This window comes from Paenibacillus sp. BK720, assembly GCF_011761545.1.
Classification (GTDB): Bacteria; Bacillota; Bacilli; order Paenibacillales; family Paenibacillaceae; genus Pristimantibacillus.
This window is the reverse complement of record NZ_JAASRQ010000012.1, coordinates 25,252-50,242: the sequence shown is the minus strand read 5'-3', so window position 1 is coordinate 50,242 and position 24,991 is coordinate 25,252. Positions and strand designations below refer to the sequence as shown.

The 24,991-nt window shown below is 52.4% G+C and carries 23 protein-coding genes and 1 riboswitch; of the genes, 11 read left to right on the top strand and 12 right to left on the bottom strand.

The window, feature by feature from the left end; all coding sequences use genetic code 11:
* Positions 1-10: 10 nt before the first annotated feature.
* Complete coding sequence (locus tag FHT67_RS28780; RefSeq protein ID WP_132312445.1) at positions 11-1,615, bottom strand: CTP synthase; 1,605 nt, start codon at positions 1,613-1,615, stop codon at positions 11-13.
* Positions 1,616-1,989: 374 nt separating this feature from the next.
* A complete protein-coding gene (gene rpoE, locus FHT67_RS28775) occupies positions 1,990-2,523 on the bottom strand; it encodes a DNA-directed RNA polymerase subunit delta (RefSeq protein ID WP_208403698.1) in 534 nt (177 codons plus the stop codon).
* A gap of 420 nt (positions 2,524-2,943) precedes the next feature.
* Between rpoE and FHT67_RS28770 the strand changes: the two genes are divergently transcribed.
* Positions 2,944-4,074: a S8 family peptidase gene (locus tag FHT67_RS28770; RefSeq protein WP_132312450.1), complete on the top strand. Its 1,131-nt coding sequence runs from the start codon at positions 2,944-2,946 to the stop codon at positions 4,072-4,074.
* A gap of 333 nt (positions 4,075-4,407) precedes the next feature.
* Here the strand turns inward: FHT67_RS28770 and argS are convergent, their stop codons facing one another.
* The 4 genes from argS to speE all read right to left on the bottom strand — a co-directional run bounded on the left by argS (position 4,408) and on the right by speE (position 8,152).
* Positions 4,408-6,087 carry an arginine--tRNA ligase gene (gene argS / locus FHT67_RS28765; RefSeq protein WP_132312452.1) on the bottom strand — a complete coding sequence of 560 codons (1,680 nt, stop codon included), beginning with the start codon at positions 6,085-6,087 and terminating at the stop codon, positions 4,408-4,410.
* Entirely contained in the window at positions 6,084-6,530 is a 447-nt protein-coding gene (locus FHT67_RS28760; protein WP_132312454.1) for a YwiB family protein, read from the bottom strand. Before FHT67_RS28760 ends, argS begins: the two co-directional genes overlap by 4 nt.
* Positions 6,531-6,609: 79 nt before the next feature.
* Positions 6,610-7,143, bottom strand: coding sequence for a DNA-deoxyinosine glycosylase (locus FHT67_RS28755; RefSeq protein WP_132312456.1), 534 nt, complete (start codon positions 7,141-7,143; stop codon positions 6,610-6,612).
* Between the two features lie 181 nt (positions 7,144-7,324).
* Positions 7,325-8,152 carry a polyamine aminopropyltransferase gene (gene speE / locus FHT67_RS28750; RefSeq protein ID WP_132312458.1) on the bottom strand — a complete coding sequence of 276 codons (828 nt, stop codon included), beginning with the start codon at positions 8,150-8,152 and terminating at the stop codon, positions 7,325-7,327.
* 151 nt (positions 8,153-8,303) lie between these two features.
* Here speE and FHT67_RS28745 point away from each other — a divergent pair, with 151 nt between their 5' ends.
* The 7 genes from FHT67_RS28745 to FHT67_RS28715 all read left to right on the top strand — a co-directional run bounded on the left by FHT67_RS28745 (position 8,304) and on the right by FHT67_RS28715 (position 15,882).
* Positions 8,304-10,397, top strand: a complete 2,094-nt coding sequence (locus FHT67_RS28745; protein WP_167202063.1) for a transglycosylase domain-containing protein — start codon at positions 8,304-8,306, stop codon at positions 10,395-10,397.
* Between the two features lie 127 nt (positions 10,398-10,524).
* A complete protein-coding gene (locus FHT67_RS28740) occupies positions 10,525-10,833 on the top strand; it encodes a hypothetical protein (RefSeq protein ID WP_208403684.1) in 309 nt (102 codons plus the stop codon).
* Between the two features lie 222 nt (positions 10,834-11,055).
* Positions 11,056-12,009 (top strand): ubiquinol oxidase subunit II, encoded by a 954-nt coding sequence (gene cyoA / locus FHT67_RS28735; protein WP_132312462.1) that lies wholly within the window; start codon positions 11,056-11,058, stop codon positions 12,007-12,009.
* A gap of 21 nt (positions 12,010-12,030) precedes the next feature.
* Positions 12,031-14,007 (top strand): cbb3-type cytochrome c oxidase subunit I, encoded by a 1,977-nt coding sequence (locus FHT67_RS28730; RefSeq protein ID WP_132312464.1) that lies wholly within the window; start codon positions 12,031-12,033, stop codon positions 14,005-14,007.
* Positions 14,008-14,634 (top strand): cytochrome o ubiquinol oxidase subunit III, encoded by a 627-nt coding sequence (gene cyoC, locus FHT67_RS28725; RefSeq protein WP_132312466.1) that lies wholly within the window; start codon positions 14,008-14,010, stop codon positions 14,632-14,634. It abuts the gene before it with no gap.
* A gap of 1 nt (position 14,635) precedes the next feature.
* Positions 14,636-14,968, top strand: a complete 333-nt coding sequence (gene cyoD, locus FHT67_RS28720; RefSeq protein WP_132312468.1) for a cytochrome o ubiquinol oxidase subunit IV — start codon at positions 14,636-14,638, stop codon at positions 14,966-14,968.
* 188 nt (positions 14,969-15,156) lie between these two features.
* Positions 15,157-15,882, top strand: coding sequence for a peptidylprolyl isomerase (locus tag FHT67_RS28715; protein ID WP_132312470.1), 726 nt, complete (start codon positions 15,157-15,159; stop codon positions 15,880-15,882).
* Positions 15,883-16,050: 168 nt separating this feature from the next.
* Here the strand turns inward: FHT67_RS28715 and FHT67_RS28710 are convergent, their stop codons facing one another.
* The 5 genes from FHT67_RS28710 to FHT67_RS28690 form a co-directional block, all read right to left on the bottom strand.
* A complete protein-coding gene (locus FHT67_RS28710; protein WP_132312472.1) occupies positions 16,051-16,683 on the bottom strand; it encodes a hypothetical protein in 633 nt (210 codons plus the stop codon).
* Positions 16,680-17,828 carry a hypothetical protein gene (locus FHT67_RS28705; protein WP_167202062.1) on the bottom strand — a complete coding sequence of 383 codons (1,149 nt, stop codon included), beginning with the start codon at positions 17,826-17,828 and terminating at the stop codon, positions 16,680-16,682. The genes FHT67_RS28710 and FHT67_RS28705 overlap by 4 nt, the downstream gene beginning before the upstream one ends.
* A gap of 34 nt (positions 17,829-17,862) precedes the next feature.
* Positions 17,863-18,423: a zf-HC2 domain-containing protein gene (locus FHT67_RS28700; protein ID WP_167202061.1), complete on the bottom strand. Its 561-nt coding sequence runs from the start codon at positions 18,421-18,423 to the stop codon at positions 17,863-17,865.
* Positions 18,420-19,034 (bottom strand): sigma-70 family RNA polymerase sigma factor, encoded by a 615-nt coding sequence (locus tag FHT67_RS28695; RefSeq protein ID WP_167202066.1) that lies wholly within the window; start codon positions 19,032-19,034, stop codon positions 18,420-18,422. Before FHT67_RS28695 ends, FHT67_RS28700 begins: the two co-directional genes overlap by 4 nt.
* A gap of 85 nt (positions 19,035-19,119) precedes the next feature.
* Entirely contained in the window at positions 19,120-19,641 is a 522-nt protein-coding gene (locus FHT67_RS28690) for a YwhD family protein (protein WP_132312479.1), read from the bottom strand.
* 103 nt (positions 19,642-19,744) lie between these two features.
* Here FHT67_RS28690 and FHT67_RS28685 point away from each other — a divergent pair, with 103 nt between their 5' ends.
* The 3 genes from FHT67_RS28685 (at position 19,745) to FHT67_RS28675 (ending at position 23,577) form a co-directional block, all read left to right on the top strand.
* Positions 19,745-21,751, top strand: a complete 2,007-nt coding sequence (locus FHT67_RS28685; protein ID WP_167202060.1) for a M1 family metallopeptidase — start codon at positions 19,745-19,747, stop codon at positions 21,749-21,751.
* A gap of 64 nt (positions 21,752-21,815) precedes the next feature.
* The gene (locus FHT67_RS28680) at positions 21,816-22,637 is read left to right on the top strand and encodes a hypothetical protein (RefSeq protein ID WP_132312484.1); all 822 of its coding nucleotides are present in this window, start codon (positions 21,816-21,818) and stop codon (positions 22,635-22,637) included.
* Between the two features lie 310 nt (positions 22,638-22,947).
* Positions 22,948-23,104: riboswitch (cyclic di-AMP (ydaO/yuaA leader) on the top strand.
* 5 nt (positions 23,105-23,109) lie between these two features.
* The gene (locus FHT67_RS28675; protein WP_243711810.1) at positions 23,110-23,577 is read left to right on the top strand and encodes a C40 family peptidase; all 468 of its coding nucleotides are present in this window, start codon (positions 23,110-23,112) and stop codon (positions 23,575-23,577) included.
* A gap of 115 nt (positions 23,578-23,692) precedes the next feature.
* On the opposite strand, the gene FHT67_RS28670 is transcribed toward FHT67_RS28675, so the two are convergent.
* Positions 23,693-24,910 carry an MFS transporter gene (locus FHT67_RS28670; protein ID WP_132312487.1) on the bottom strand — a complete coding sequence of 406 codons (1,218 nt, stop codon included), beginning with the start codon at positions 24,908-24,910 and terminating at the stop codon, positions 23,693-23,695.
* Between the last annotated feature and the right edge of the window lie 81 nt (positions 24,911-24,991).

The window sequence follows — 24,991 nt, the reverse complement described above, 5'->3', positions numbered from 1 at the left end:
ACAGTTGTTCTTACTGACCGGAATATTTCAACGCCGCGCGCACAAAGCCCCGGAAGAGCGGTTGCGGACGGTTCGGACGGGATGTGAATTCCGGATGGAATTGAACCGCAAGGAACCATGGATGCTCGGGAAGCTCCACCATTTCCACCAGGCGGCCGTCCGGCGATGTACCGGAAATGCGGAGTCCTGCCGATTCAATGCGCTCACGGTATTCATTGTTGAACTCGTACCGGTGACGGTGACGCTCATAAACAAGCTCGTCGTTATATTCGGCAGCCGCAAGCGAGCCCGGCTTCAATTTGCAAGGGTAGAGGCCAAGTCGCATAGTGCCGCCCATATCCTCGATATCCTTCTGATCCGGCAGAAGATCGATAACCGGGTAAGGCGTCGAAGGGTTGATCTCCGCGCTGTTCGCATTGAACAAGCCGGCTACGCTGCGAGCGTATTCGATCACGGCAACCTGCATGCCGAGGCAAATGCCGAAGAACGGGATTTGCTTCTCGCGGGCATAACGGATCGCCGAAACTTTACCTTCAATACCGCGATCGCCAAAGCCGCCAGGCACAAGAATGCCGTGTACGCCCTTCAGCATTTCCGCAACGTTCTCGTCGTCGATCTCCTCCGCGTTCACCCAGCGAAGCTTCACTTCGGAATCCGCATCGATACCCGCGTGGCCCAAAGCTTCCACGATGGAAAGGTAAGCGTCATGCAGCGCAACGTATTTGCCGACAATGGCGATTTCCGTCGTTTTATGCAGCGATTTAACGCGATTCACGAGATCTTCCCATTGCGTCATGTCCGGTTGGTTCGTTGTAAGCTTCAGATGATTCACAACGATATCGTCGAGCCCTTGCTCGCGAAGCATCAGCGGCACTTCATACAAAGTCGAAGCGTCGATGCATTCAACAACCGCGTTAGCGTCGATATCGCAGAACAAGCCGATCTTGCGCTTCAGGTCTTCCGACAGCGCATGCTCGGTACGGCATACGATTACGTTAGGCTGAATGCCGATGCTGCGGAGTTCTTTTACGCTATGCTGCGTTGGCTTTGTTTTCACTTCGCCCGCTGCCTTGATATATGGAATAAGCGTTACGTGGATGTACATCACGTTGTCGCGACCGATGTCGCTTTTAATTTGACGAATCGCTTCAAGGAAAGGCAAGCTTTCGATATCGCCTACCGTACCGCCGATTTCGGTAATAACAACGTCGGAGCCGGCTTCTTTGCCAGCGCGGTATACGCGCTCCTTGATTTCGTTCGTAATGTGCGGGATAACCTGAACCGTACCGCCCAGGTATTCGCCGCGGCGTTCCTTGGAGATCACGTTCGAATAAATCTTGCCTGTCGTTACGCTGCTGTACTTCGTCAAGTTAATATCGATAAACCGTTCATAATGCCCAAGGTCAAGGTCTGTTTCCGCGCCGTCGTCCGTTACAAACACTTCGCCGTGCTGGTATGGACTCATCGTTCCCGGGTCGACGTTGATATAAGGATCGAACTTTTGAATCGTTACTTTCAAACCTCTGTTCTTAAGCAAACGGCCCAGTGATGCAGCGGTAATCCCTTTGCCAAGCGATGAAACGACGCCCCCGGTTACAAAAATATATTTTGTCACTTTGCTAATACCCTCCATGCTCCTCTGGTTATGTTTAGGTTTTCCCATTTGCGCAATAAACATGGATTAGCAGACTCTCTATCCTTCTGTCCAGTTTATGGATGAACAAATCAGGTCCCTGAACTTGCTTCTACAAACAAAAAAAGTGACACCCGTCTTCACGGGGCACTTTTCATTTGGCATATTATTAAACGTGTAGCTTGCCGGAAAAACGCGGCAAATGCTAGTTTCCGCAGAGGCTTGTATCCTTCAAAAACGGGAAGGCAAGCCATTGCTGCTTATGCGGTACGTTAACCGAATCTTAAAGCCCATGCAATAGTTTACTCTGCCCGTATGCGGACTGTCAAGCTTAAACACGGCAAGCCGGAGGGAGATTATTTATCGTCTTCTTCTTCCTCATCGTCTTCAAAATCTTCGTCTTCGGAGTCTTCATCGTCAAGCTCGGCATCAGCGTCGAGTTCCTCGTCAACTTCTTCATCTTCGATCTCTTCGTCTTCGATGCCAACCTCTTCGTCGACTTCTTCTTCTGCGTCGGCTTCACCGAATTCGCGGTCTTCATCGTAAGAATCGTAATCCTCTTCTTCGGCTGCGTACGAATCATCTTCCTCGTCCGCGAACAGATCCTCATCGTCATCGTCGTCATCGTTAATAATGCGCGGACGTTTAGCGTTAGAAATCGGATCTTCGTTGCGTTCAACCGGATACCAGCGTTTCAGCCCCCACATGTTGCTGCCGACGCAGGCGAAACGTCCGTCAATGTTAATCTCCGTATATACTTGAGCGATCACTTGATTGATTTGATCCGCAGACAATCCGCGAATTTTCGCGATTTCCATCATCAGGTCACGGTAGTAGTAAGGCGTATTTGCGGACTTCAGCACTTCAAACGCCAGGTCCACCATAGGCATTTCCTTCAACCGTTCAGGATCGAGCTTCAATGCAATATTGCCGTTGCTCACATGGACACATCCTCTCTTGCTATCTTCATACTTTCGTAATCATAACCAATATCACAGTATAGTAAAACCTATTTTATTCAAAAAAGCAAGCTGTCCGCCGGCGGCTTCCCACCTATGCAAATCTTCCCTGCAAAAAGAAAAAAGCGAAGGGCTGTCCCTTCGCTTTGACTGTATCCATCCGGAGCGCGCATTGGGTAATGCGAGACCGGAGCGTAAGAGTCGTTAGAACTCTTACATCATCCTATGTGTTTATCTTCGTTTTGACACGGCTCCACGCCTAATTATCTGAAAAAAGGCAAGTTGCTCATGCGGGTTTCCCCCCTGTTTCATACAATAGTTCAGCATCGTCCGTCGGGAGGGGACGCGTAATTGGACATCACCGCTTTTCTCCGTTGGTTGAAGGACACGATGGCTTGCACGGGCCAAACGACGAAAAATCGGATTATCCGATTTCAGCAGCAAGGTGACTATCGACGATTTCTGCAGGAATGGTCAGAAGTATCGACAGCATCCCCGGAACTGAAGCCGGTTAAGCAAATGCGCATCATTCGTGCAATTTCTTGTCAGCTCCCTGTCGAAGCAACTTTATCCGGCTTTTCCGGCGGCGTATGGATCGAAGACGACCGCCGCATTACCGTTCACACCGCAGCAAAAACCATGCCGCTGGAAAAAGGCATCCCCTGGGGCGTACAGCAAATCAAAGCTCCTCTTGCTTGGAGCACAACGACCGGACACCGCGTCAAAATAGGCGTCATCGATACCGGTGTAGACTTTAGTCACCCCGATCTTCGCCAATCGCTGTCGCGCGGCATTAACCTGCTCAACCGCAGCATGCTGCCCCATGATGACAACGGTCACGGCACGCACATCGCGGGCACAATCGCAGCCGCCAACCAGGTGCATGGCATGATCGGCATTGCGCCGCGGGCACAAATTCTCCCGGTAAAAGCATTTGACCATAACGGAAGCGCGTTTGTATCCGACATTATTCTCGGGATCGACTGGTGCGTCCGCAACCGGGTCCATATTATTAACATGAGCTTTGGCATGAAGACGCGCAGCAAGGCTCTCCTCAATGCGATAAACAACGCATATAATGCCGGCGTTATCGTAGTCGCTTCTTCGGGCAACGACGGCAAACGCCGGTCTGTCGACTATCCGGCCAGATATCCGCAGACAATCTCGGTCGGGGCAACAAACAAGCTGCGGCGCATCGCTCCGTTCAGCAACCGGGGTACGTTTATCGATATTTACGCGCCCGGCGACAAAATTTTTTCCGCTTGGCTTCGCGGCAAATATCACGAGATGAGCGGAACCTCGATGGCTACCTCCCATGTCAGCGGAGCCATCGCTTTGCTGCTGGCTCAAAAGCCGGGTTTGTCTCCCGCGGAAATAAAAGCGATCCTGAAAAAGTCGTACCTGCCGCTTAGAAGCACCAAGGCTCCCCGTTACACCGGGGAGATTGATGTCATGAAGATGCTGGGGGCGGCGGACCGATGAGGTGAGGGAGAAGGACTTTGTTTGCCGTTGGTGAGACTGGCGGCGAACAATGTATCTCCCTCCGGTTGCTGTTGTGTGCAGTTTGCCTGAACAATATTCACAGGATGCAAAGTGTACACAAAGGCAAGCGCTCCGCTCCTCCTGGAGATACATTGTCCTTGCCCGCACTCAATCGGTGCTGTTGAAGGGCGAAAAGAAACCGTTCCGGGATGCCTAGGAACGGTTTCTTTTCGTTGGAACGGCAGCGATTGCTGCGACTAAGCGCCCGCCTCCAAACGCAGCAAAGCCGCCAATGAAAACCGGCGGCTTTGCTTGTCGATTTGACCGGGCGGATTACATCCGCTCCGGAGCCGATACGCCAACGAGGCGGAGCGTGTTGGCGATAACGATGCGGACGGCGCCAAGCAACGCGATGCGCGCCTGGGTCTGAGCCGCGTCTTCGGTAATGACGCGTTCGGCTTTGTAATAGCTGTGGAACTGCGAAGCCAGTTCATACACATAGCGAATCAGGCGATGCGGCGCGTATTGAGCCGCAGCTTCCGACACTTCCTGCGGCAGCTCGCCGAGCTTGCGAAGCAGGTCGAATTCGGCCTCGGACGAGAGCTTGCCGAAGTCGATGCCGCTGATCGGCAGGAGAGCAACGCTTTGCTCCTCCGCCTGGCGGAAGATGCTGCAAATGCGGGCATGCGCATATTGCACGTAAAAGACCGGGTTCTCGTTCGAAGTCGAGATCGCAAGATCCATATCGAAATCCAGATGCGAGTCCATGCTCCGCATCGTGAAGAAATAACGGATGGCGTCGACGCCAACCTCGTCCATCAGATCCTGCATCGTAACGGCTTTGCCGGTACGCTTGGACATCTTCACTTTTTCCCCGTCCTGGAACAGGCTTACCATCTGCGCGATTAATACGACCAGCTTGTCCGGATCATTGCCAAGCGCGGCCATAGCAGCCTTCACGCGAGGGATGTAGCCATGGTGGTCGGCACCCCAGATATTGATCATTTTGTCGTAGCCGCGGCTGAATTTGTCTTGGTGGTAAGCGATGTCCGGCGTCAAATACGTGTACGAGCCGTCATTTTTCACGAGAACGCGGTTCTTGTCGTCGCCGTAAGGCATTGTCGACAGCCACGTAGCGCCTTCTTCCTCGTACACTTGGCCTTTTTCCTTCAGTGCCTCGAGTGCCTTCTCCACTTGACCGCTCTCGTACAGCGAGGTTTCGCTGTACCAGATATCGAAATTGACGCGGAAGCGTCCAAGATCGCGTTTGATTTTGTCGAGTTCTTTTTCAAGACCATATTGACGGAAATATGCAAAGCGCTCTTCATCGGACAACGAAAGAAGGCTGTCGCCTTTCTCCTCCGCAAGCAGCTTGCCGAAACCAACGATGTCTTCGCCATGGTAGCCGTCTTCCGGCATTTCCGCGTCTTGACCAAGCGCTTGGCGGTAACGCGCTTCAATCGAGCGCGCCAGGTTGTTGACCTGGTTGCCCGCGTCATTAATATAGTACTCGCGGGTTACTTCATAACCCGCGAAATCGAGCACGTTGCAGAGCGCATCGCCCACGGCCGCGCCGCGCGCATGGCCAAGGTGAAGGTTGCCTGTCGGATTCGCGCTGACGAATTCGACTTCAACGCGTTGACCGGCTCCTTCTTTTGTACGTCCGTAGTTGTCTCCCGCAGCCGTAATCTCGCCGATAACGGAATATAAATAGCTTTTGTCCATGCGGAAGTTAATAAAGCCCGGACCGGCAATCTCCGCCGATTGGATACCGAACTTCTCGCCGTTCAGGTTTGCGATAATCGTCTCGGCGATTTGACGCGGGTTTTTCTTTGCCAGCTTGGTAAGCTGCATCGCCGCGTTTGTCGCCAGGTCGCCGTGCGCTTTATCCTTCGGCACCTCCAGCACAAAGGCCGGAAGCTCCTCGCGAGCCGCAAGACCGCCTGCTACCGCCGCGTCCGCAATCGCCTCCTTCACCTTCTCGTACATTTGCTCCAACACGTTCGTACTCATGGTTTCTCCTCCTGTATATGGAGCCGGTTGAGGAACCGGCCCGACAAATGTTCATTCATCCATAGTTCATACTGCCACTCAATCGCGCATGGCGGCTCCGCGGAAGCAGGCTTCCCGCCACCTTCTCCCTTGAGTTCAATAAACGCCGTTGCCGTCTCCATCTGAAACGAGGTATAGGGAGAGCGATAGTAGCCGTTTCTTCGCGTTTCGCCGGGCACAAACAGCTGCTCCGATTCAACGACGCCCCGGCGCGTGATCAACAGCTCGTCCTGCCGGTAACGCACAAGCGTCCGAATGGGAGAAGCACTTCCCTCCACCGGCTCTTCGTACCGGATATAAACCGTCCGTTCCTTCCGGAACCATTCCCCTGAATACGTATGTACGACGGATTCCCCATCCTGGGTGCTTGTCAGCGTAATTTTAACCGCCATTCTGTCCTGCATCGCAAAAGCTCCTATATCTCCAGTCTTCTCGTATGTTACTACTATATACAGGAAGCCCCGTAATTTCAACGATTGTACGCTATTCCGGCAAGTCCAGGTACGGAACAATCGCCTTCCAAGCCCCGATTCGGTCCTCCAGATTGCGCATCTTTTGCGTGGGAATCGGACTTGTTGAGGGCAATTTCAGAAGGGTAAGATGCCGCAGCGCGGGATGATCGCGGTAATATTTGCGGTACGTATCATAAGCCTTGCTTCCATTAAAAGCAAAGCATTTCAGGCCCGGATACTTGCCTACCAAAGCCGGCAGATCGTTTGGCTCCTCATTCTTGATGTTTACGTCAAGGCTGCCCGGCCGTTCGCAGGACTTGATCACGTCAAATACGGCCATATGATGATCCTGCAAAAAAGCGAGCCGTTTCCCGTATTCCTCATCCGGTGCGCCTGCGCCAAACAAACCGTATACCATCCCCCAAAAATAATTGCGGGGGTGACCGTAGAACTGCCGGTGCTCCAGCGACTTCACGCTTGGCGCCGTACCCAGCACCAATACGCGGGCCCGCTCGTCAATGACCGGCGGGAATGAATAGATGCGCTCCGTTTGCTCTTGCTCCATATACCGTCCCACTCCTTTTTAGCTCCTGCATAGCAGCGCTTTTATCGAGAAGCCTCTATCGAGTCCTGTCATCAAAACTTACACCTTCTATTGTGGTAAAAAAAGAGACGCCTAATCCGGGCAGCTTAGTAAAAAGCCGCGGGAGAAGGTCGCCTCTTCGCACGAAACGTTACTATTAAGATTACTTCACGAGATCTTCGACAAATTTAGGCAGAACGAATGCCGCTTTGTGAAGACGCGGAGTGTAATACTTCGTTGGGATTTCAGCGATCGAAGCCTCGTCCACTTCAAGCGGGTCGTACTTCTTGCTGCCCATTGTGAAGGTCCACAGACCGCTTGGGTAGGTCGGGATGTTAGCGCCGTATACGCGGACGATCGGGAATACTTCCTTCACGTCTTTGTTTACGCTTTGGATCAGGTCGGCCTTGAACCATGGGTTGTCGGTTTGAGCCACGAAGATGCCGTCTTCCTTCAGCGCTTCGTAGATGCCTTGGTAGAAGCCGCGCGTGAACAGGTTAGCCGCAGGGCCAACCGGCTCCGTGGAGTCAACCATGATGACATCGTAAGTATTTTTATGATCATGAATATGCATGAAGCCGTCGTTTACGAGCACTTCAACGCGAGGGTTGTCCAGCTCTCCCGCGATGGTCGGCAGGTATTTCTTCGAATACTCGATAACCTTGCCGTCGATGTCAACGAGAACGGCTTTCTTCACTTTCGGATGCTTCATAATTTCACGGATAACGCCGCCGTCACCGCCGCCTACGACAAGCACATGCTCCGGATTCGGATGCGTGAAGAGTACCGGATGGGCTACCATTTCGTGATACACGAACTCATCTTTAACCGTAGTCATGACCATACCGTCGAGAACCAGCATGGTGCCGAATTCTTCCGTTTCGATCATATCGAGCTGTTGAAACTCAGTTTGTTCATTTACATACGTTTTTGTAATCTTCGCCGTAATGCCGAAGTTCTCGGTTTGTTTTTCCGTATACCACAATTCCATTTCGATAAATCCCTTCTTTCCGTCAATGGTTCACCATGTATTATAGTAGTTCGGGGCGAAAAATCAACCTTTTCTGCATGCTTCCATGAATATCGGCACCCCCGTTTTTCCATACTAAGGAAAAGGTCGTTCTTGCGAAGGGAGCACCACCATGAAGAAGCAGCAGATCAGGCCGGGCAAGCCGCGCCGCAAATATGCTTTTCCTATTATAACCGAACGTTTTCTTCCTCATGTTATGAGGTTCAAAAAAAGCCTGCGCTGGACCGCCGCTATTTCCGCCGTTGTCGTGCTTGGCGTTGTGTCCATGCTCCTCTATTTAAAGTTTCAATCGCTTCCGGTTACGTCGATTAGCCAATCCTCCCGCATGCTTGACCTGCAGGGGCAAGTGATTGATACGTTCCATACCGGAGAGAATCGCAGCTCCGTACCGCTCAAAGAAATTTCCCCTTACCTGGTGGAAGCGACGCTGGCGATCGAAGACCACCGCTTCTATGAGCATAAAGGGTTTGATATGAAGGGAATGGCCCGTGCCGTTCTGGTCAACGTGGAGACGATGTCTGCCAAGCAAGGAGCCAGCACGCTGACGCAGCAGCTCGCCCGCAACCTGTATCTCACTCATGAGAAGACCTGGCAGCGCAAGCTGAAGGAAGCCATGTATACGGTCCAGCTGGAGATGAATTATTCCAAGGACGAGATTCTGGGCCTTTATCTGAATCAGATTTATTACGGGCACGGAGCTTACGGAATTGAAGCGGCTTCCCAGCTGTATTTCAAAAAGCACGCCTCGCAATTAACGCTTGCGGAGAGCGCGATGCTGGCCGGCATTCCGAAAGGCCCCAAATATTATTCGCCGTTTATGGATATGAAAAACGCGAAGGACCGGCAGCTGACCATTCTGCATGCCATGACCGAATCCGGCGACATTACGCAGGAGCAGGCGGATGCCGCTTATAAGGAGGTCCTGAACTTCCAGCCGCTCGGCTCCGGCGAGCAGGCCGGCTTTGCTCCCTATTTCCGCGACTATATCCGTTACATTGCCGTCGATAAGCTGGGCATCAACGAGCAGCTATTTAATGAAGGCGGCGTCACGATTTATACGACGCTGGACTCTTCCGCGCAGCGTGCCGCGGAGGATGCCGTCAAGAACGGATTGGCCGGCAGCGGAGAGCAGCAGGCGGCGCTTGTTTCGATTGATCCGCGCAACGGGTATATTAAAGCCATGGTCGGCGGACGCGATTACAAGACGAATCAATTCAACCGCGCGCTTGCCGAAACCCGCCAGCCCGGCTCCTCGTTTAAGCCGGTGCTTTATCTGACGGCGCTTCACAGCGGCTTTATGACGCCGGTCACAAGGTTCAAGAGCGAGCCAACGGTTTTTACGTACGATGAGGGCCGGAAAACGTATGAGCCGCATAACTATAACGACAAGTATTTCAATGAATTCATTGATATGCGCACAGCGATTGCGAGCTCGGATAACATCTACGCAGTAAACACGATAATGACGGTGGGCGCCGACCGCGTTATCGAGACGGCCCGCAAGCTGGGCATCACAAGCCCGATGAATCCGGTGCCTTCCCTGGCGCTTGGTACCTTCCCGGTCAGTCCGCTTGAGATGGCTTCCGCATTCTCCGTTATCGCAAACGGCGGCGTAAAGGTAGAGCCTGTTGCGATCTTGCGCATCACCGATAAGAACGGACGCATTATATATGAAGCGGAGCATCACGAAGAGCAAGTTATCAATCCGGCAGAAGCCTACGTGATGACCAGTCTAATGGAAAGCGTGTTCGAGGGCGGCGGTACCGCTAACCGGGTTTCTTCCATTATTAAGAGACCGGTTGCCGGCAAGACCGGAACGACCTCAACGGATGCCTGGCTCGTGGGCTATACGCCGGAGCTGGCGACCGCCGTCTGGGTAGGCTATGACAAGAACCGCAAGCTGACCGTAACCGAAGCGCACCGCGCGGCTCCGATCTTCGCCCAGTTCACCGAGCAAGCGCTATCTGCCATTCCGCCTAAAATCTTTCCGATTCCGGACGGCGTCGTTAACGTATATGTCGACCCGACGAGCGGCAAGCTAGCAGCAGCCACCTGCGCGAACAAACGCCTTGAGTCCTTTGTGGCAGGCACGGAGCCTACGGAGGTGTGCGGCGGACCTGCGGCAAAAGATGCACCCGCCGACAATGCGGCCAAGGATAACAGCCGATCCTGGTGGAATGACCTGAAGCGCTGGTGGAAGAATTAGCATCCTTTGGGACTAAAATTTGTCCGAAATATGATCAAAAAGTGAAATTTCTTTGAACAAACGCCATAAACTGTGGTATAGTAGAACCAAGAAGTAAGCACTTACAAACTTTATGGGAGTGTTTCAGATGGCTACGAAAACTGCAACGGTAAGCAATGTAAAGACGGATTCGGAAGTAACAGCTGCAAGCGTGAAACGTCTCGTTACTTTAATGACTATATTCGCATGGACCTGTTTGACAGTAGGCGTGTTGTTATGCCTAATCAAAATCAGCCACTTTAGCGATAAAAATACAACTCTGATGGTTGGCGTCGGTTGCCTTGTGGGCAGCGTGTTTATTTACACGATCGGCACAGCTATCGGTCTGGTCCACGCAAGAATCCATCAGGCAAAAGAAGACGAGCAAAACGACGATCATTCCAATCCTATCTTGTGAAGTTAAATCCGCTTTGAAAAGAGCCGCCTTTTCGTCAGTAGTGACGGGAGGCGGTTTTTTGTGTTTTATTTCCAAGGAAAAAAGGTACAGTTGTCAATATAGTGAACTTTCTTTTACAGAAAAAAGACGAATTGTTGTCGTAATTGTTAAGCCAGCAGTTATTTTAAGCGACTTCTGCTAATCTTAATGACAAGAAGCAATCTTGAGGAGTTGAAACAAATCATGAGAAAGTACATTCGCTTTCTGGTTCCGTTGATGATTATGCTGATAGCCGTGATGCTGTCCGGCTGCAGCGACCAATACGTCGTCCTCGATCCTAAGGGGCCGATCGGCGAATCGCAAAAAGATCTCATCTGGATCACTGTCTGGCTGTGTGCGATCATTCTCGTTCCGGTCCTGATCCTGACTGCGATTATCGTATGGCGTTACCGCGATAAGAAAGACAACAAAGCCGGCTACCAGCCTAACTGGGAGCACAGCACAAAGCTGGAGACGATTTGGTGGGCGATTCCAATCATCATCATCGCTATTCTCGCGACGGTGACGATTAAATACACGTATGATCTCGAACCTAGCAAACCGCTTGAATCTGCTAAGCAGCCGATCACAATTGAAGCTACTTCGCTTGATTGGAAATGGCTTTTCACTTATCCGGATGAAGGCATTTCTACCGTTAACTATCTTCAAATTCCGGAGGATACGCCGATTCGCTTCCGCGTAACGGCGGACCAAGCGATGAACTCCTTCTGGATTCCGCAGCTTGGCGGCCAGATTTACGCGATGAGCGGCATGGCTATGACCTTATACCTGCAAGCCGACGAGGTTGGCGACTTCCTTGGCATGGGCGCAAACTTCACGGGCGAGCAATTCGCGAAAATGACGTTTAACGTTAAATCAACTTCGGATGCCGATTATCATGCTTGGGTAGACAGCGTGAAGCAAACGGCGCCTGCTCTTACGGAGGAGGGCTTCAAAGAGCTTAAACAGCCGGGCTCGGCCGATCAGCAGGCCTTCTCGGCATTCCCTAAAGGCCTGTTCGATCAAGTCGTTATGCAATACGTTGGCCCGAACGGTATCGACGCTCCAAACTCCGGCCAGAAATCCAAGCCTGTTCATGATGCGGAGGGTGGACACGACACAGAGTCGTCCACCACTTCTGATGAAGCTAAATCATAATGTAAGGAAAGGAGATGCACTATGCTTAAAGAATTTTGGGATTTCCTGATGAATGACTTTTTCATCACCGGCGATCCGCTCATCCTGGGTGCCCAGGTTTCCATCGGTCTTTCCATGGTAGCGATCGTCATTGCTCTGACTTACTTTAAAAAATGGCGCTGGTTGTGGACCGAATGGCTGACAACCGTCGATCATAAAAAAATCGGCATCATGTACGTTATCGCAGCGCTTCTCATGCTGTTCCGCGGAGGCGTCGACGCCCTTCTGATTCGTACGCAGCTAGCCGTACCGCAATTAGAGTTCCTGCATGCAGGGCACTATAATGCGATCTTTACCACCCACGGCGTTATCATGATCTTGTTCATGGCGATGCCTCTCATGTTCGGTCTGTTCAACATCGTTGTGCCGCTCCAGATTGGCGCGCGCGACGTAGCGTTTCCTTACCTGAACTCCCTCAGCTTCTGGCTCTTCTTCTTTGGCGCCATGCTGTTTAACGTATCGTTCGTTATCGGGGGTTCGCCTGACGCGGGCTGGCTGGCGTATCCGCCGCTGTCCGAGCTGTCCGGCAGTCCCGGTCTCGGCCAGGACTTCTATATTTGGGGTATTCAGATCTCCGGTATCGGTTCCCTTGCTTCCGGTATCAACTTCGTTGTTACTATTCTGAAGATGCGTGCGCCGGGCATGAAGCTGATGCAAATGCCGATGTTCACCTGGTCCGTATTGTCGTCTTCCATTACGATCATGTTCGCATTCCCGATTCTGACGGTGACGCTGTTCCTTCTGTTCATCGACCGTTACTTGGGCGCTCACTTCTTCACGCTTGACGGCGGGGGCAACCCGATGATGTACGTCAACTTGATATGGATGTGGGGTCACCCGGAAGTATATATCGTTATATTGCCGGCCTTCGGGGTATTCTCGGATGTCGTATCTACCTTCTCGAAGAAAAAACTGTTCGGCTACAAATCCATGGTATTCGCTCTTATGTCGATCAGCTTCTTCTCGTTCTTTACCTGGCTTCACCACTTCTTCACCATGGGCTCCGGCGCCGACGTCAATGCGTTCTTCGCGGTTACGACGATGCTGATTGCGATTCCTACCGGTGTAAAAGTGTTCAACTGGCTGTTTACGATGTTCCGAGGAAGGATCACCTTCAGCCAGCCGATGCTTTGGACCATAGCCTTTATTCCGTGTTTCGTCGTCGGCGGCATGACGGGGGTTATGCTCTCGGTTGCGCCTGCTGACTTCCAGTTCCATAACAGCTACTTCCTGATTGCGCACTTCCACCAAGTGCTCATCGGCGGCGTTGTATTTGGTTACTTCGCTGGCCTGTATTACTGGTGGCCAAAAATGTTCGGCTTCAAGCTGCATGACGGCCTTGGCAAATGGGCATTCTGGCTGTGGAATATCGGTTTCTATGTCTGCTTCATGCCGCAATACGCGCTTGGTCTGATGGGTATGACACGCCGTTTCAACGAATACAACTTCGACCTTGGCTGGCAGCCGCTTAACATCGTTTCGACGGTGGGCGCCTTCATCATGGGTCTGGGCTTTATTTTCCAAGTGTGGCAGATCGCCCACAGCATCAAGTTCCTGAAGAAAGAAAAATCCGGAGACGCATGGGGCGAAGGCCGTACGCTCGAATGGTCGATTCCATCGCCGGCTCCTATGTACAACTTCGCGCATCTTCCTGAAGTTTCGAGCTCGGATGAATGGTGGGAAGAGAAACAGCGCCGTGCGAAAGGCATTCAGCCTAAAGCGCCTGGTCCGCTGGAACCGATTCATATGCCGAAAAACTCGGGTATTCCGTTCATTATGTCTGTGTTCTTCTTCATCGCCGGCTTTGGCTTTGTATGGCACTGGACTTGGATGATCGTTCCTGGCCTGATCGGCGTTGCTTGCTGCCTGTTCGCCCGTTCCTTCGATTACGACCCGGATTACTACATTCCGGTTGACGAGATTGAGCGTACGGAAGCAGCATTAAAGGGGGTACGGTAAATGGCACACACAGTGACGCCTCATGGCGGCCATGGTCATAACGATCACGGCCACCATGATGATCATCACGATCATGAATCGATTAAGGTTCTTGGCTTCTGGATGTTTCTTATAACCGACGTTATCTTGTTCGGTACGCTGTTCGCGACGTTCTCCGTCCTGCACAACAGCACAAACGGCGGTCCTACGCCGCATGAGATGTTCGAAATGCCAGGCGTAATCGCCGAAACGTTTATCTTGTTAACATCCAGCTTTACGAGCGGTATCGCTGTTCTTCAAATGCACAAAGGCAACAAAAAAGGCCTGATCGGCTGGCTGATCGTTACGGCCCTGCTCGGCGCTTCGTTTATTTTCCTTGAAGTATCCGAGTTTATCAAAATGGTTGACGAAGGCGTTACGATCGGAACAAGCGGTTACTGGTCGGCATTCTTCACCTTGGTAGGAACCCACGGACTTCACGTTTCGGTCGGTCTTTGCTGGATGGTTGGCCTGATGATTCAGATCGGCAAACGCGGTATCAATTCGGTTACCAAACGCAAAGTTACCATCGTAAGCTTGTATTGGCACTTTCTTGACGTGGTGTGGATCTTCGTCCTCACGGTCGTTTACTTGATGGGGGTGATGTAAGATGGCGGGCCCTAACACGCATGGACACGGGCATGACGAGCATGAATCCCATGGCTCGATGAAATCCTATGTCATTGGTTTCGTTATTTCCATTGTCCTTACGATTCTGCCGCTTGTTGTCGTATTGAACGATATGATGGACAAAACGCCAACCTTGATCTTTATTCTGATCATGGCGGTGCTGCAGTTCGTCGTTCAGCTCTTCTTCTTCATGCATCTTCGCGAAGAGAAGAAGCCGCGCTACAACGTCATGGCGCTTATCTTCGGCCTTGTCATCCTGGTCACGATCATTGCCGGATCGATCTGGATTATGGCTTACAATACGGTAGGATAAAAAATAAGAAGCCCTGGTCTTCTCCTTCGAGAAGCGCCCGGGCTTCTTTTCAAACTATAAGAAGCACAAGGTTTTATACGCTGCTGCATCTTCGAAAGATGGCGCAGCCGTTTTCACATGTTCTCACCGCTATGGTATGATTACGTGTAGAACGATAGGACAATACCCTCAGAGGAGGCATTTTAACGATGTTTAAACGCAATATGCGATTGCCGGTGCTTGCATTGCTTACGGCAGCGCTGCTGCTCGTCATTGCCGGCTGCGGCGGCGGCAGCAAGACCAGCTCGAACGATAACGGCACAAGCGGCTCCGGAACGGCTAACGCAACGGCAACTCCGGAAGCGACCGATCCGCCTCAGCCGGACAAGCTGCTCGGTTCCGACAAGCATCCGGTCGTAACGGTCGAGATGGATAACGGAAAGACCTTCAAGGTTGAGCTGTACCCGGAGATTGCTCCAAATACCGTCAACAACTTCGTATCGCTTGTGAAAAAAGGCTTCTATGACGGCACGATCTTCCATCGCGTCATTCCCGGCTTTATGATTCAAGGCGGCGATCCTGAGGGCTCGGGCATGGGCGGCCCAGGCTACTCCATCAAGGGAGAGTTCATGAGCAACGGCTTCCAGAACGATCTGCTGCATACGCGCGGCGTGATCTCCATGGCGCGCTCCGGCGATCCCGATTCCGCAGGCTCCCAGTTCTTCGTCATGGTTGCGGATGCACCGTCGCTCGACGGCGATTACGCGGCATTCGGCAAAGTGGTTGAAGGCATGGATACCGTTGACGAAATCGTTAATCAGGAAACCGAGAAGACGGGTGAAGGCTCCCGTCCGGTTAAGCCGATGGCGATTAAAAAAGCAACGGTCGATACAAAAGGCATGACCTTTGCCGAGCCTGAAAAGGTCAATAAATGAGAAAACCCTATCGAGGCCTCTCGAAGATGAAGGGCCGCGTTTATAGGTAGGTTTTATCGCCGAATAGAATTTCAGTTTTCAACTGTTATCAAAACTTATAAAGTCTATTGTGGTGAAAAAGGCAGTTCCTCGCGATATGCGAGGAACTGCCTTTTTTTTTCAACCGTATTAAAAGCCCCGCTTCTCTATCTCTATCTCCTGCGGAAGCACAAGCGTCAGCTCCTGATTGATGTTCTCGGAACCTATGGAGCCGTCTTTATGCTCGAAGCTATTAATAAGAACGTACATGGTGCTGCCTACGGTGCTTGTTGCTACCATCTTCTCCGGCTGCTTAAGCGGCTTTGGCGCCCAATATTGCACTTGCCCGAGCAGCTGGACGGCGCGCACTTCTCCTTGATCCAGCTGGATAGGACGAAGCGACTGCACCACGATTTTCTTAATGCCGTCCGGTACCTTCACCGGCTCGGATTGCACGATGGCCGTACGTTCCGTCATTTGCAGCTGGTCGCGCACTTCCCCGAGCAATCCCGTCGAAGTGAACGACGCCATCAGCAGGCTGCCCGCTCCGATAACCGCCACGTAGAACATGCTCATCCAGTCGTAACGCATAACCGGCCGTTCCTTCCCCGACAGCTTGAGGTGAAGGAGAAGCTCCGCCCCAAGCAGGATAAAAACGATAGGCGCTACCCACAGCAGCGTATTCAGCGCATCCGTACCGCTCCAGATCGACAGGGCTATGGAGACGCCTATCAGGAGCAGCGTAATGCCCATAGACAGCGAGCCTACCCGCCATTCTCTCATCGGTCTCCCTCCTCTTCCCTCATCATCTCCGCGGGATGAGGCGGAAGAGGCGCCGGCGCCGAATACGATTTCCTGCTGCCGCTGCCGAATACTAGCCGGAAGCCGAGCGCAATCATCAGGAAAGCAACGATGGCGGTCGGCAGATTATATTTCAATTTTACGTACTCCGCATAGATTCCCGGCCATGTCTGCGAAATATAGCCGCCCATTACACGGTCGCCCAGATAATAAATGCCCAGCAGCAAGAGGCCAATTCCGATCCACTTCTGATAGGGGGCAAGCTGAGCGACCACCGCTTCGTCGTGGAGCTCGCCTCTTTCGTATCGCGACATCTGCTGCATGGAATCGAAGAAGGCATAGAACCAGAGCAGCGGCATCAGGAACAAGAAAATCGTCAACCGCAGCGAATCCATTAAATAGATAGCGATGAGGAACCCGCCCATCAGCTGAAGGCCCCGCTTCTGCATGCCAAGATACAGATGTCCCGCTCCTGGGAAGAGCGACAGGATCGCGGACAGCACTTTATTTTTCCGGCCGGTTCCCATATGGTTCTCGATCTCCTCGAACAGCGGACGGTCGCTAAGCTCCTCCCCGCGCTGCTTCCTGTGAAGCTGCTGAATCGCGTCAAAGATGCTGTAGATCCAGATCACCGGCAGCCCCAGCAGAAACACCAGAAATGCCGCGGTATTCGTCACGACACCGATAAAAACCACAACCGCGAACAATCCAAGGAAAGCAACCAGGAACGTAATGCCGCGCTGCATCAGGCCAAGAGACATATGCCCGAGACCCGGTATAAGAGACAGCATAACGGTACTGGTCTTCTCCCGCTGCTGCTCGTACGCCATGTAGCCCGGATCAAACGGGATATCTCCCCGCTCGCCGTAAGGCACCGCCGGCGGCTTAGGCGACAGCAGCGTCACAACCATATCGATCATATTAATAAGCCAGCTGAGAGCGGCCGTGAATAAGAAGAAGAAGCCAATATCTCCCCCGTCCCCGGATTGTATAGCAATAAACAAAAGCATTAAGGAACCAAAGAACCCTCCTCCATACAGCAGGCAGCGAAACGGACGGCCTAGGTAGGCATGCCCGACGCCCGGAATAAAGGACAACAATAAAGCGACTACCGGATTTTTTGACATTTCGTCTTTCCTCTCCTCCATCAATAATACTTACTTATTTGAATCGGTCTTTCTCCAGCTTATCGAACCAGGAAGAAGTGCGCGTGACCATCCGGTCGGACCAAGTTGGCCCTTGCGGCGGTTGTTCGTCGTCCTTCTCAACCGTTTGCCCGGTGGTGGCGGAATGGGAATCCATCTCCCCCAGCTTGGCCGAGAGTCCGCTAAACGTTCCTGTGCCAAGCAGCAGCAGGGTAATGGCCGCTGCGGCGGCAAAGTGAACAACGGGACGCTGCAGGAAAGACTGGCGGCGGGCAGGCTCCGCCCGCATAACCGGGTTCTTTCTTGCCGACTCGGCGAGCAGAATATCGACAACCCGCTTTCCCAGCTTTTTCATATCCGGAATAACAACAGCCTTCGCCTCTGCCGCTCCATCAGATGCGGGATCCGATTCCGCAACCTCCGATGCCTCTATCGCGTTCATAAAAAGCGCCATGCACGGCTCGCAAGCCGCGATATGCAGCTCAATCCTCTCCCGGTTATGCTCGGGCAGTTCATCACCGATATAAGCTGCGAGGTCGGCTGTTGTCACATGATCCTTCCACTCTTGCTCATTCATTCGAAGTCCTCCTTCCGCCAATGCCGCTTGATCCAGTTGCGTGCCCGGTAAAGCCTCGACTCTACGCTTTTTTTCTCGAGTCCGGTCTGAACCGCGATCTCCTCGTACGATTTGTTCTCCATATAATAAGCGGTCACGACTTCACGGTAATTGTCCGGCAGCTGTTCCACCTGCTCGCGCACCTGCCGCTGCTCTTCGCGGTCTATAACGGCCGTCTCAACGGCCAGCCCGCGGTCTGCGATAATCCCTTCCGCTTCAAGCCCCGTCAAGCTGTCCATCAGCTCCTCGGGCTTGCGCATCCGGCTTCTCTTCCAATCAATCGCCTTATTGACGGCTATGCGGGTAATCCACGTCTTGAAGCCGTCCATTCGGAACTCCGGGAGGGAGCGATAGATTTGCAGCAGCGCTTCCTGCGTCACGTCCTCCGCATCATGCGGCGAACGGATGACAGCAAACACGGTTCGATAGATATAAGGCCCATATTCGTCAACAAAAATCTGAAACGCCGCAGGACCGCCGTTCTTGATGGCCGTGATCCATTGTTCGTCTTGTATCTCGCTCTCCTCCCTTCCCGCTATAATAGACGACAGCTTACCCCTCAACCCCTGCACTACTTTTGGAAATAATTTTTTAAAGAAAAAAACCGGGGATCGCGCGGCCATCCGCCTTACGATCCCCGGTTATTAAATTCATTGTCTACGCCAATGCTTCCTTAAGCTCTTCAGGCGAATTATTCCACCATTCTTCATTATGTTCGGCCAGAAGCTTGCGGTAGGCCGCCTTCTCTTCCGCATCCAGCTCCTCAAGCTTATACTTGCGTTTAATCGCAGCATCCAGCTTGTTCACATGATCGGCGAGAATTTTCCAGCCGCGGCGCGCTTCCGTATCAATCCACATCTCGCAAGCCGTAGCTCCCGCGTAATACGAACCTGTCTCGCCCCGTTCAACGGCAGTCCATACGATCCAGCATTTGCGGCCGTTCGGGCAGTCTTCTTTATTCGGACTGAACTTGATGCCGCGCTCCACCTTGCTCTTCGCATGCATCGCTCCGTCATCGATATAGGCTACGCCATTATCAATAATGACGCAGGATACTGCGCTTAAATCTATCGTTCCGGCTCCAAAGCCTTTATGTTGTTTGTTGCTCACGACGTTAAGAGAGAGGGATTTCTTCTCTTTTTTTTCCGGCTCTTCCGGCTGTCCTTGCTGCTGCGTCATCGCTCTTCCACCTTCCCCGTACAATAATTCCATTTTAGCTAATAATCCGCGAAAAGCAAACATATACATGCTGTAGATGCTTGTCACGGGAGGGAATTGTATCATGTCTCCACGCTACGTCAAACGATTGTTGCTGTTTACGCTTACCGCCGTCCTGCTCGGCCTCTCCATCCAGCAGGGCTTCGGCCGCGCTTGGCAATCCCAATATACCTATGCTCTCGCCCCTGCCGCCAAAGCAGCGACCGATTCTGCGCCAAAATCGGCCAAGCCGCCCGCCTCGTCCCAACCGGACAACGTGGCTCCGAAGCCGCAGGCGCTTAGCAAACGGATTACCGAATATCATACCAACGTCTCCCTTCGCGACGATATCCGGTATCTCGACGGCAAGCAGACCGTCACCTGGACGAATCCGGGCAAGAAGACGGTATCCGAGCTGTACTTCCATCTCTATCCCAATGCCTTCATGTCAGGCAACACCACGTTTATGAAGGAATCCGGCGGCAAGCTGCGCTCGGACAAAGCCACCGAAGCGAGCCAGGGCTACATGAAGCTGCTGACGCTCGAGACGACGGAGGGGGAAAGCCTGCTTCCGCGGCTGCATTACGTTCAGCCCGACGACAACAATCCGAATGATTTTACGCTGGCCAAGCTTAAGCTGCCCGAACCGGTTGCCCCCGGCAAATCGGTCACCCTGGAGATGAGCTTTGAAGTGAAGCTGCCCGAAGTGTTCGCGCGGATGGGCTACTCCGGCAATTACGTGATGGCGGGCCAATGGTTCCCTAAACTTGCCGTGTACGAGACGGCGGGAACGAGAGGCCGCACGACGGAAGGCTGGAATACGCATCAATATCACGGCAACTCCGAGTTTTACAGCGACTTCGGCATTTACTCCGTCCGCATCCAGGTACCGGAAACGTATACCGTTGCGGCAACCGGCTTTCAGACGAAGGCTGTCGAGAAAAAGGACAACCGGGCGATCTACCAATTCTACGCCGATGACGTGCATGACTTCGCCTGGGCCGCTTCCCCGGACTTTATCTATTACGAAGACACGTTATCCGGCCCCGGCATTCCGGGTGTGCGTATCAAGCTGTACCTGGACCCCGCGCACGCGGAATTGAAGGACCGGTATATGCATGCCGCCAAATCCGCGCTCTCCAAGTACGGCCAATGGTATGGCGAGTACCCGTATTCGACCTTATCGGTTGTAGTTCCGCCTAAGGGCGCTAACGGCTCCGGAGGGATGGAGTATCCTACTCTGGTCACCGCCTTCGCCGCCGAGACGGACAATCCGGGCTACAGTTTAGAAAGGACCGTCGTGCATGAGGTCGGGCATCAATACTGGTACGGCATGGTTGCCTCGAATGAATTCGAAGAGGCCTGGCTTGACGAAGGCTTTACCTCCTACGCGGAAGACAAGGTGATGGCGAGCGAATACGGCATTGAAGCCAATCTGCCTCTCGAAGCAAGCTATATGACCGATCCCGCTCCGCTCAAGCAGCCGTCCTGGGCTTACTCGAGCAACAATGTCTATGCTGAAAATGTGTACATGCGGGCGAAGCTCGTGCTCATCGGTATCGAAAAACAGGTCGGCGAGAAAATGATGCAGAAAATTATGCGCACCTACTTCCAGAAATATAAGTTCAAGCATCCGACCAGCACCGACTTCCAGCACGTTGTGGAGCTGGTAACCAAGCAGAAGTGGACCAATTACTTCGACCAATATGTCTATGGCAATCAGATGGCCGACGTATCCGTTGAGTCCATTCGCGTCAATCCGGTCGAGCAGGATGGAACCCCGATGTACGAATCGGTTGTCCTTCTTCAGCGCAACGGGGGCTATAACGGTCCGGTTCCGGTTGTCCTGAAGTTCAAGGACGGCACCATTGTTCCGAAGTCCTGGGATCCGTCAGAGGCTCAGGTGGAGTACAAAGTTGTCCATAGCTCTCCGCTCGAATGGGTAGCTGTCGATCCGCAGCATACGAACGTGCTCGACAACAAGCATATCAACGATTATATGAAGGCGGACTTATCCGAAGTTACGCGTACCCGTTGGAGTCTGGGGGTCTCTAACGTCATTCAAGGTCTGCTCGGATTATTAGGCTGGTGAGTAAACCTCTATCTACGCCTTTCGAAGTAAGAATTGCTTCGCAATTCTTTTAGGAGGAATAGCCATGAAAAATCATATGATGCAGGGCTGGCGGCTCGCGATGAAGCACTTTTATATCGTTATCCTGCTATTCCTGTACCAGCTGCTATGGGGATTTTTCCTGTACCGGTTTATTGACTCGGTCGTAGCGCCGCTGCTGCGGCGTTTTCCGGATCAATCCCCGTCCAAAGCAGCCGTCCAGCTGTTTTTGAGCGAAGCGCAGTTCCAAATCATGAAGACGGATTTGCTTACGCCGTACCTGTGGCTGCTTGGCGGCTTATTCGCGGCAAGAATGCTCCTCTCTCCGTTATTTAACGCGGGGCTTCTCTACTCCCTGCAGCATTCGAACGATGCAGGAGGAACGCAGTTCCTGCAGGGCATTCGCCGGGCATGGAAGCCGGTCACCCTCCTCTACTGGATCGAGACGATTCTTACTCTTGCTCCTGCTTGGTGGCTGGCTCCCAAAGGACTTGACGCCCTGCTTCACAGCCGCTCGATTGGGGCCCTGCTGCAGCAGACCCTTCCTGCTGCGGGAGGCTGGCTGTTATGGGGTATCCTGCTTCATCTGCTGTTCCTCGCCATGCAGCTTGGGGCGACGAGCGGCAAGGCCGGCGGTATGTTCCAGTCCCTGGGCACAGCCGTCAAGCATCTTCTTCCTTTTGCCGGACTATCGCTTCTCATGTGGGCAATCGGCTCGGGCATCGGATTGTTTGTCAGCGGCTTCTCCTTGGTATGGGCCGGCTTTATCGCCCTTCTTGTCCACCAGGGCTATCATCTTGTCCGCACCTTAATGAAGGTATGGACTCTAGCCTCCCAATACGACGTTTTAAGATCGAAGGAAGTTTAAAATTTTCTCATAATTATAGAAGACGCCCGCCCTGCGACCTAGTCGCGGCGCGGGTTTTTCGCGTTTTTTCGAGGCTTCTTGTCCGCCATTCTCCAAACAAATCAACATATCGGCTAGCAAAACCACATAGTAAAGAGTTAGTAAATCTTTATAGTGCTTCTCTGCTAGTCTGATCGCCCTACTTTAAGACTATGAACCGCAGGATACAAGCTTTTCCGCTTCGATTAGTCAAAAGGTTGCATGAGAATTATTAGAATTTGCCACATAGAGGAGGAGATAAGCGAAAATTACCGAATAGTTACCAAGTACATAAAACAAACTGCCTAATTCCTTGTACTGGAAACGGGGGAACCACCTTTGGGTGAATTGACTTCGACGTCCGAATGATTCTATCGGCGCCCGAGAAGTCATAGGGATCCTTCAACCGAACCCCACAGCTAACCTCGTCGGCATTGGAAGGAGCTTTACCGCTTTGAAAAAGGTTACAGCACTACTTCTTGGACTTGCGTTAATGCTGGCTTTTCAGGCTGGAAGCGTTTTCGCAGACTCCAAAATGGACGGCATTGTCAGTGATTTGATGGGCACGCCGTACGTTGCAGGTGGAACATCCACGAAAGGATTCGACTGCTCCGGATTTACTTCTTACGTATTCGACAAAATGGGCATCGATCTTCCTCGTACATCCACTTCGCAATCTCAAACAGGTAAGAAGATCGCAAAAAGCGATCTAGTGGCCGGAGATCTCGTGTTCTTCAACACGAACGGTCGTGGTGTATCTCATGTCGGCATTTACGTAGGAGATGGCAAGTTTGCTCATGCATCGTCCAGCAAGGGCGTTACGATAAGCAACCTTAGTGACTCTTATTATGTCAACCGGTATGTGACTGCTCGACGTGTCATGGACCCTAGCACTTTTGAAAAATATGCCGACGAACAATAGAATCCGGCAGCCGCTTCAATCGGGGCGGATTGGCCAGGATTCCTGCAATAAAGCCGCATGCAGCTTGTCCCACCGGACAAACCGCATGCGGCTTTATTGTTTCCCGCTATTCTATTCAGGCAGCTGCCGTCTGCTGCTTCCGACCGAATGCCAGCATCGCAAGCAATACGAAAAACATCGCGATGAGAAAGGCTCCAAGAATCCAGACCGTGCGGTCCGCACCATAATTGTCCATCATCCACCCCGTTAATTTCGGGAAGATCGCTCCGCCTACTCCTCCGCAAGCGACAAGCAGACTGGTTGTCCGCTCCGTCATGCCCGGAATAAGCCCATTCGCGAACACAAGCGCAATCCCGAATACGCCGGAGAAGAACAATCCGCTTAGGCCAATGAGTACCATCATTCCGCTTAACTGGCCAACGGCCCCCATCGCAAGAATAACAACGCAGGCTCCGGCGATCGCAACAAACAGATAGCGGATGTATCCGACGCGATCGGCCAGCCGTCCGGCGAACAGACGTCCAAGGATCATCGTGCCCCAGAACAGGCTAAGCGCGGAAGGGGCATTCGCCTCCGTCATACCGGAGCGTTCGATCATAATGGAAGGCAGATAATTGGAGAAGCTCATTTCCACGCCGACATAAATGACGAAAAATAACGCCGACAGCAGCAAAAACGGAATCGAAGCTCTCTTATAGCCGAACCATCCCTTCGGACGCGGTTCGCCAGCTTCCCGCTCCGCCGCGGCTTTCTTCCCTCTGGCATGAAAACCGATTTTGTCATCGATTGGCCCAAACGATAACGTCATCCATAAGATAAAGGTAATGCCGGCCAGCGCCGATAGAATCGGGAAGGATAATTGCCACACCTCATACCTGATCAATATGCTCGCCATCGTTGGCATCAGGAAGGCCCCGATTCCAAAGAAGGTTTCCAGCTTGGTCATCGCATTGGCCTTGCCATTCTCTTCCGCCAGATCAATCACCATGGCTCCGATAACGGATTCCGTCATCCCGAAGCCAAAGCCGGCAAACAAGGCGATAAACAGCATCAGCCCCCAGGATTGGGGAGTGAGGCTGTAAGCCGCTTCCCCAAGCGTCAGGAGACCAAGCGAGAGAAGAACTCCCCCTCTTTTGCCCAGCTTGGACGTAATAAACGGGGATAGCAATACGCCTACCAGAAAACCAAAGAACTGATTCATCATCCATTGCCCGCCGTCGTCATAAGACAAACCGTATTTATCGAGCATCTGCTCCATTACCGATCCGCCCACAACATGAGCTAATCCAATTACGAGATAAGACAAACAGCCAAGCGCTATTAATTTCCGCATCGTAAAAGTTCTCCTTCGTTGTCCTTCGCCAAATCCTCATGAAGTCGATTACCGAAATGTTATAATGGAAAGAAACCTATA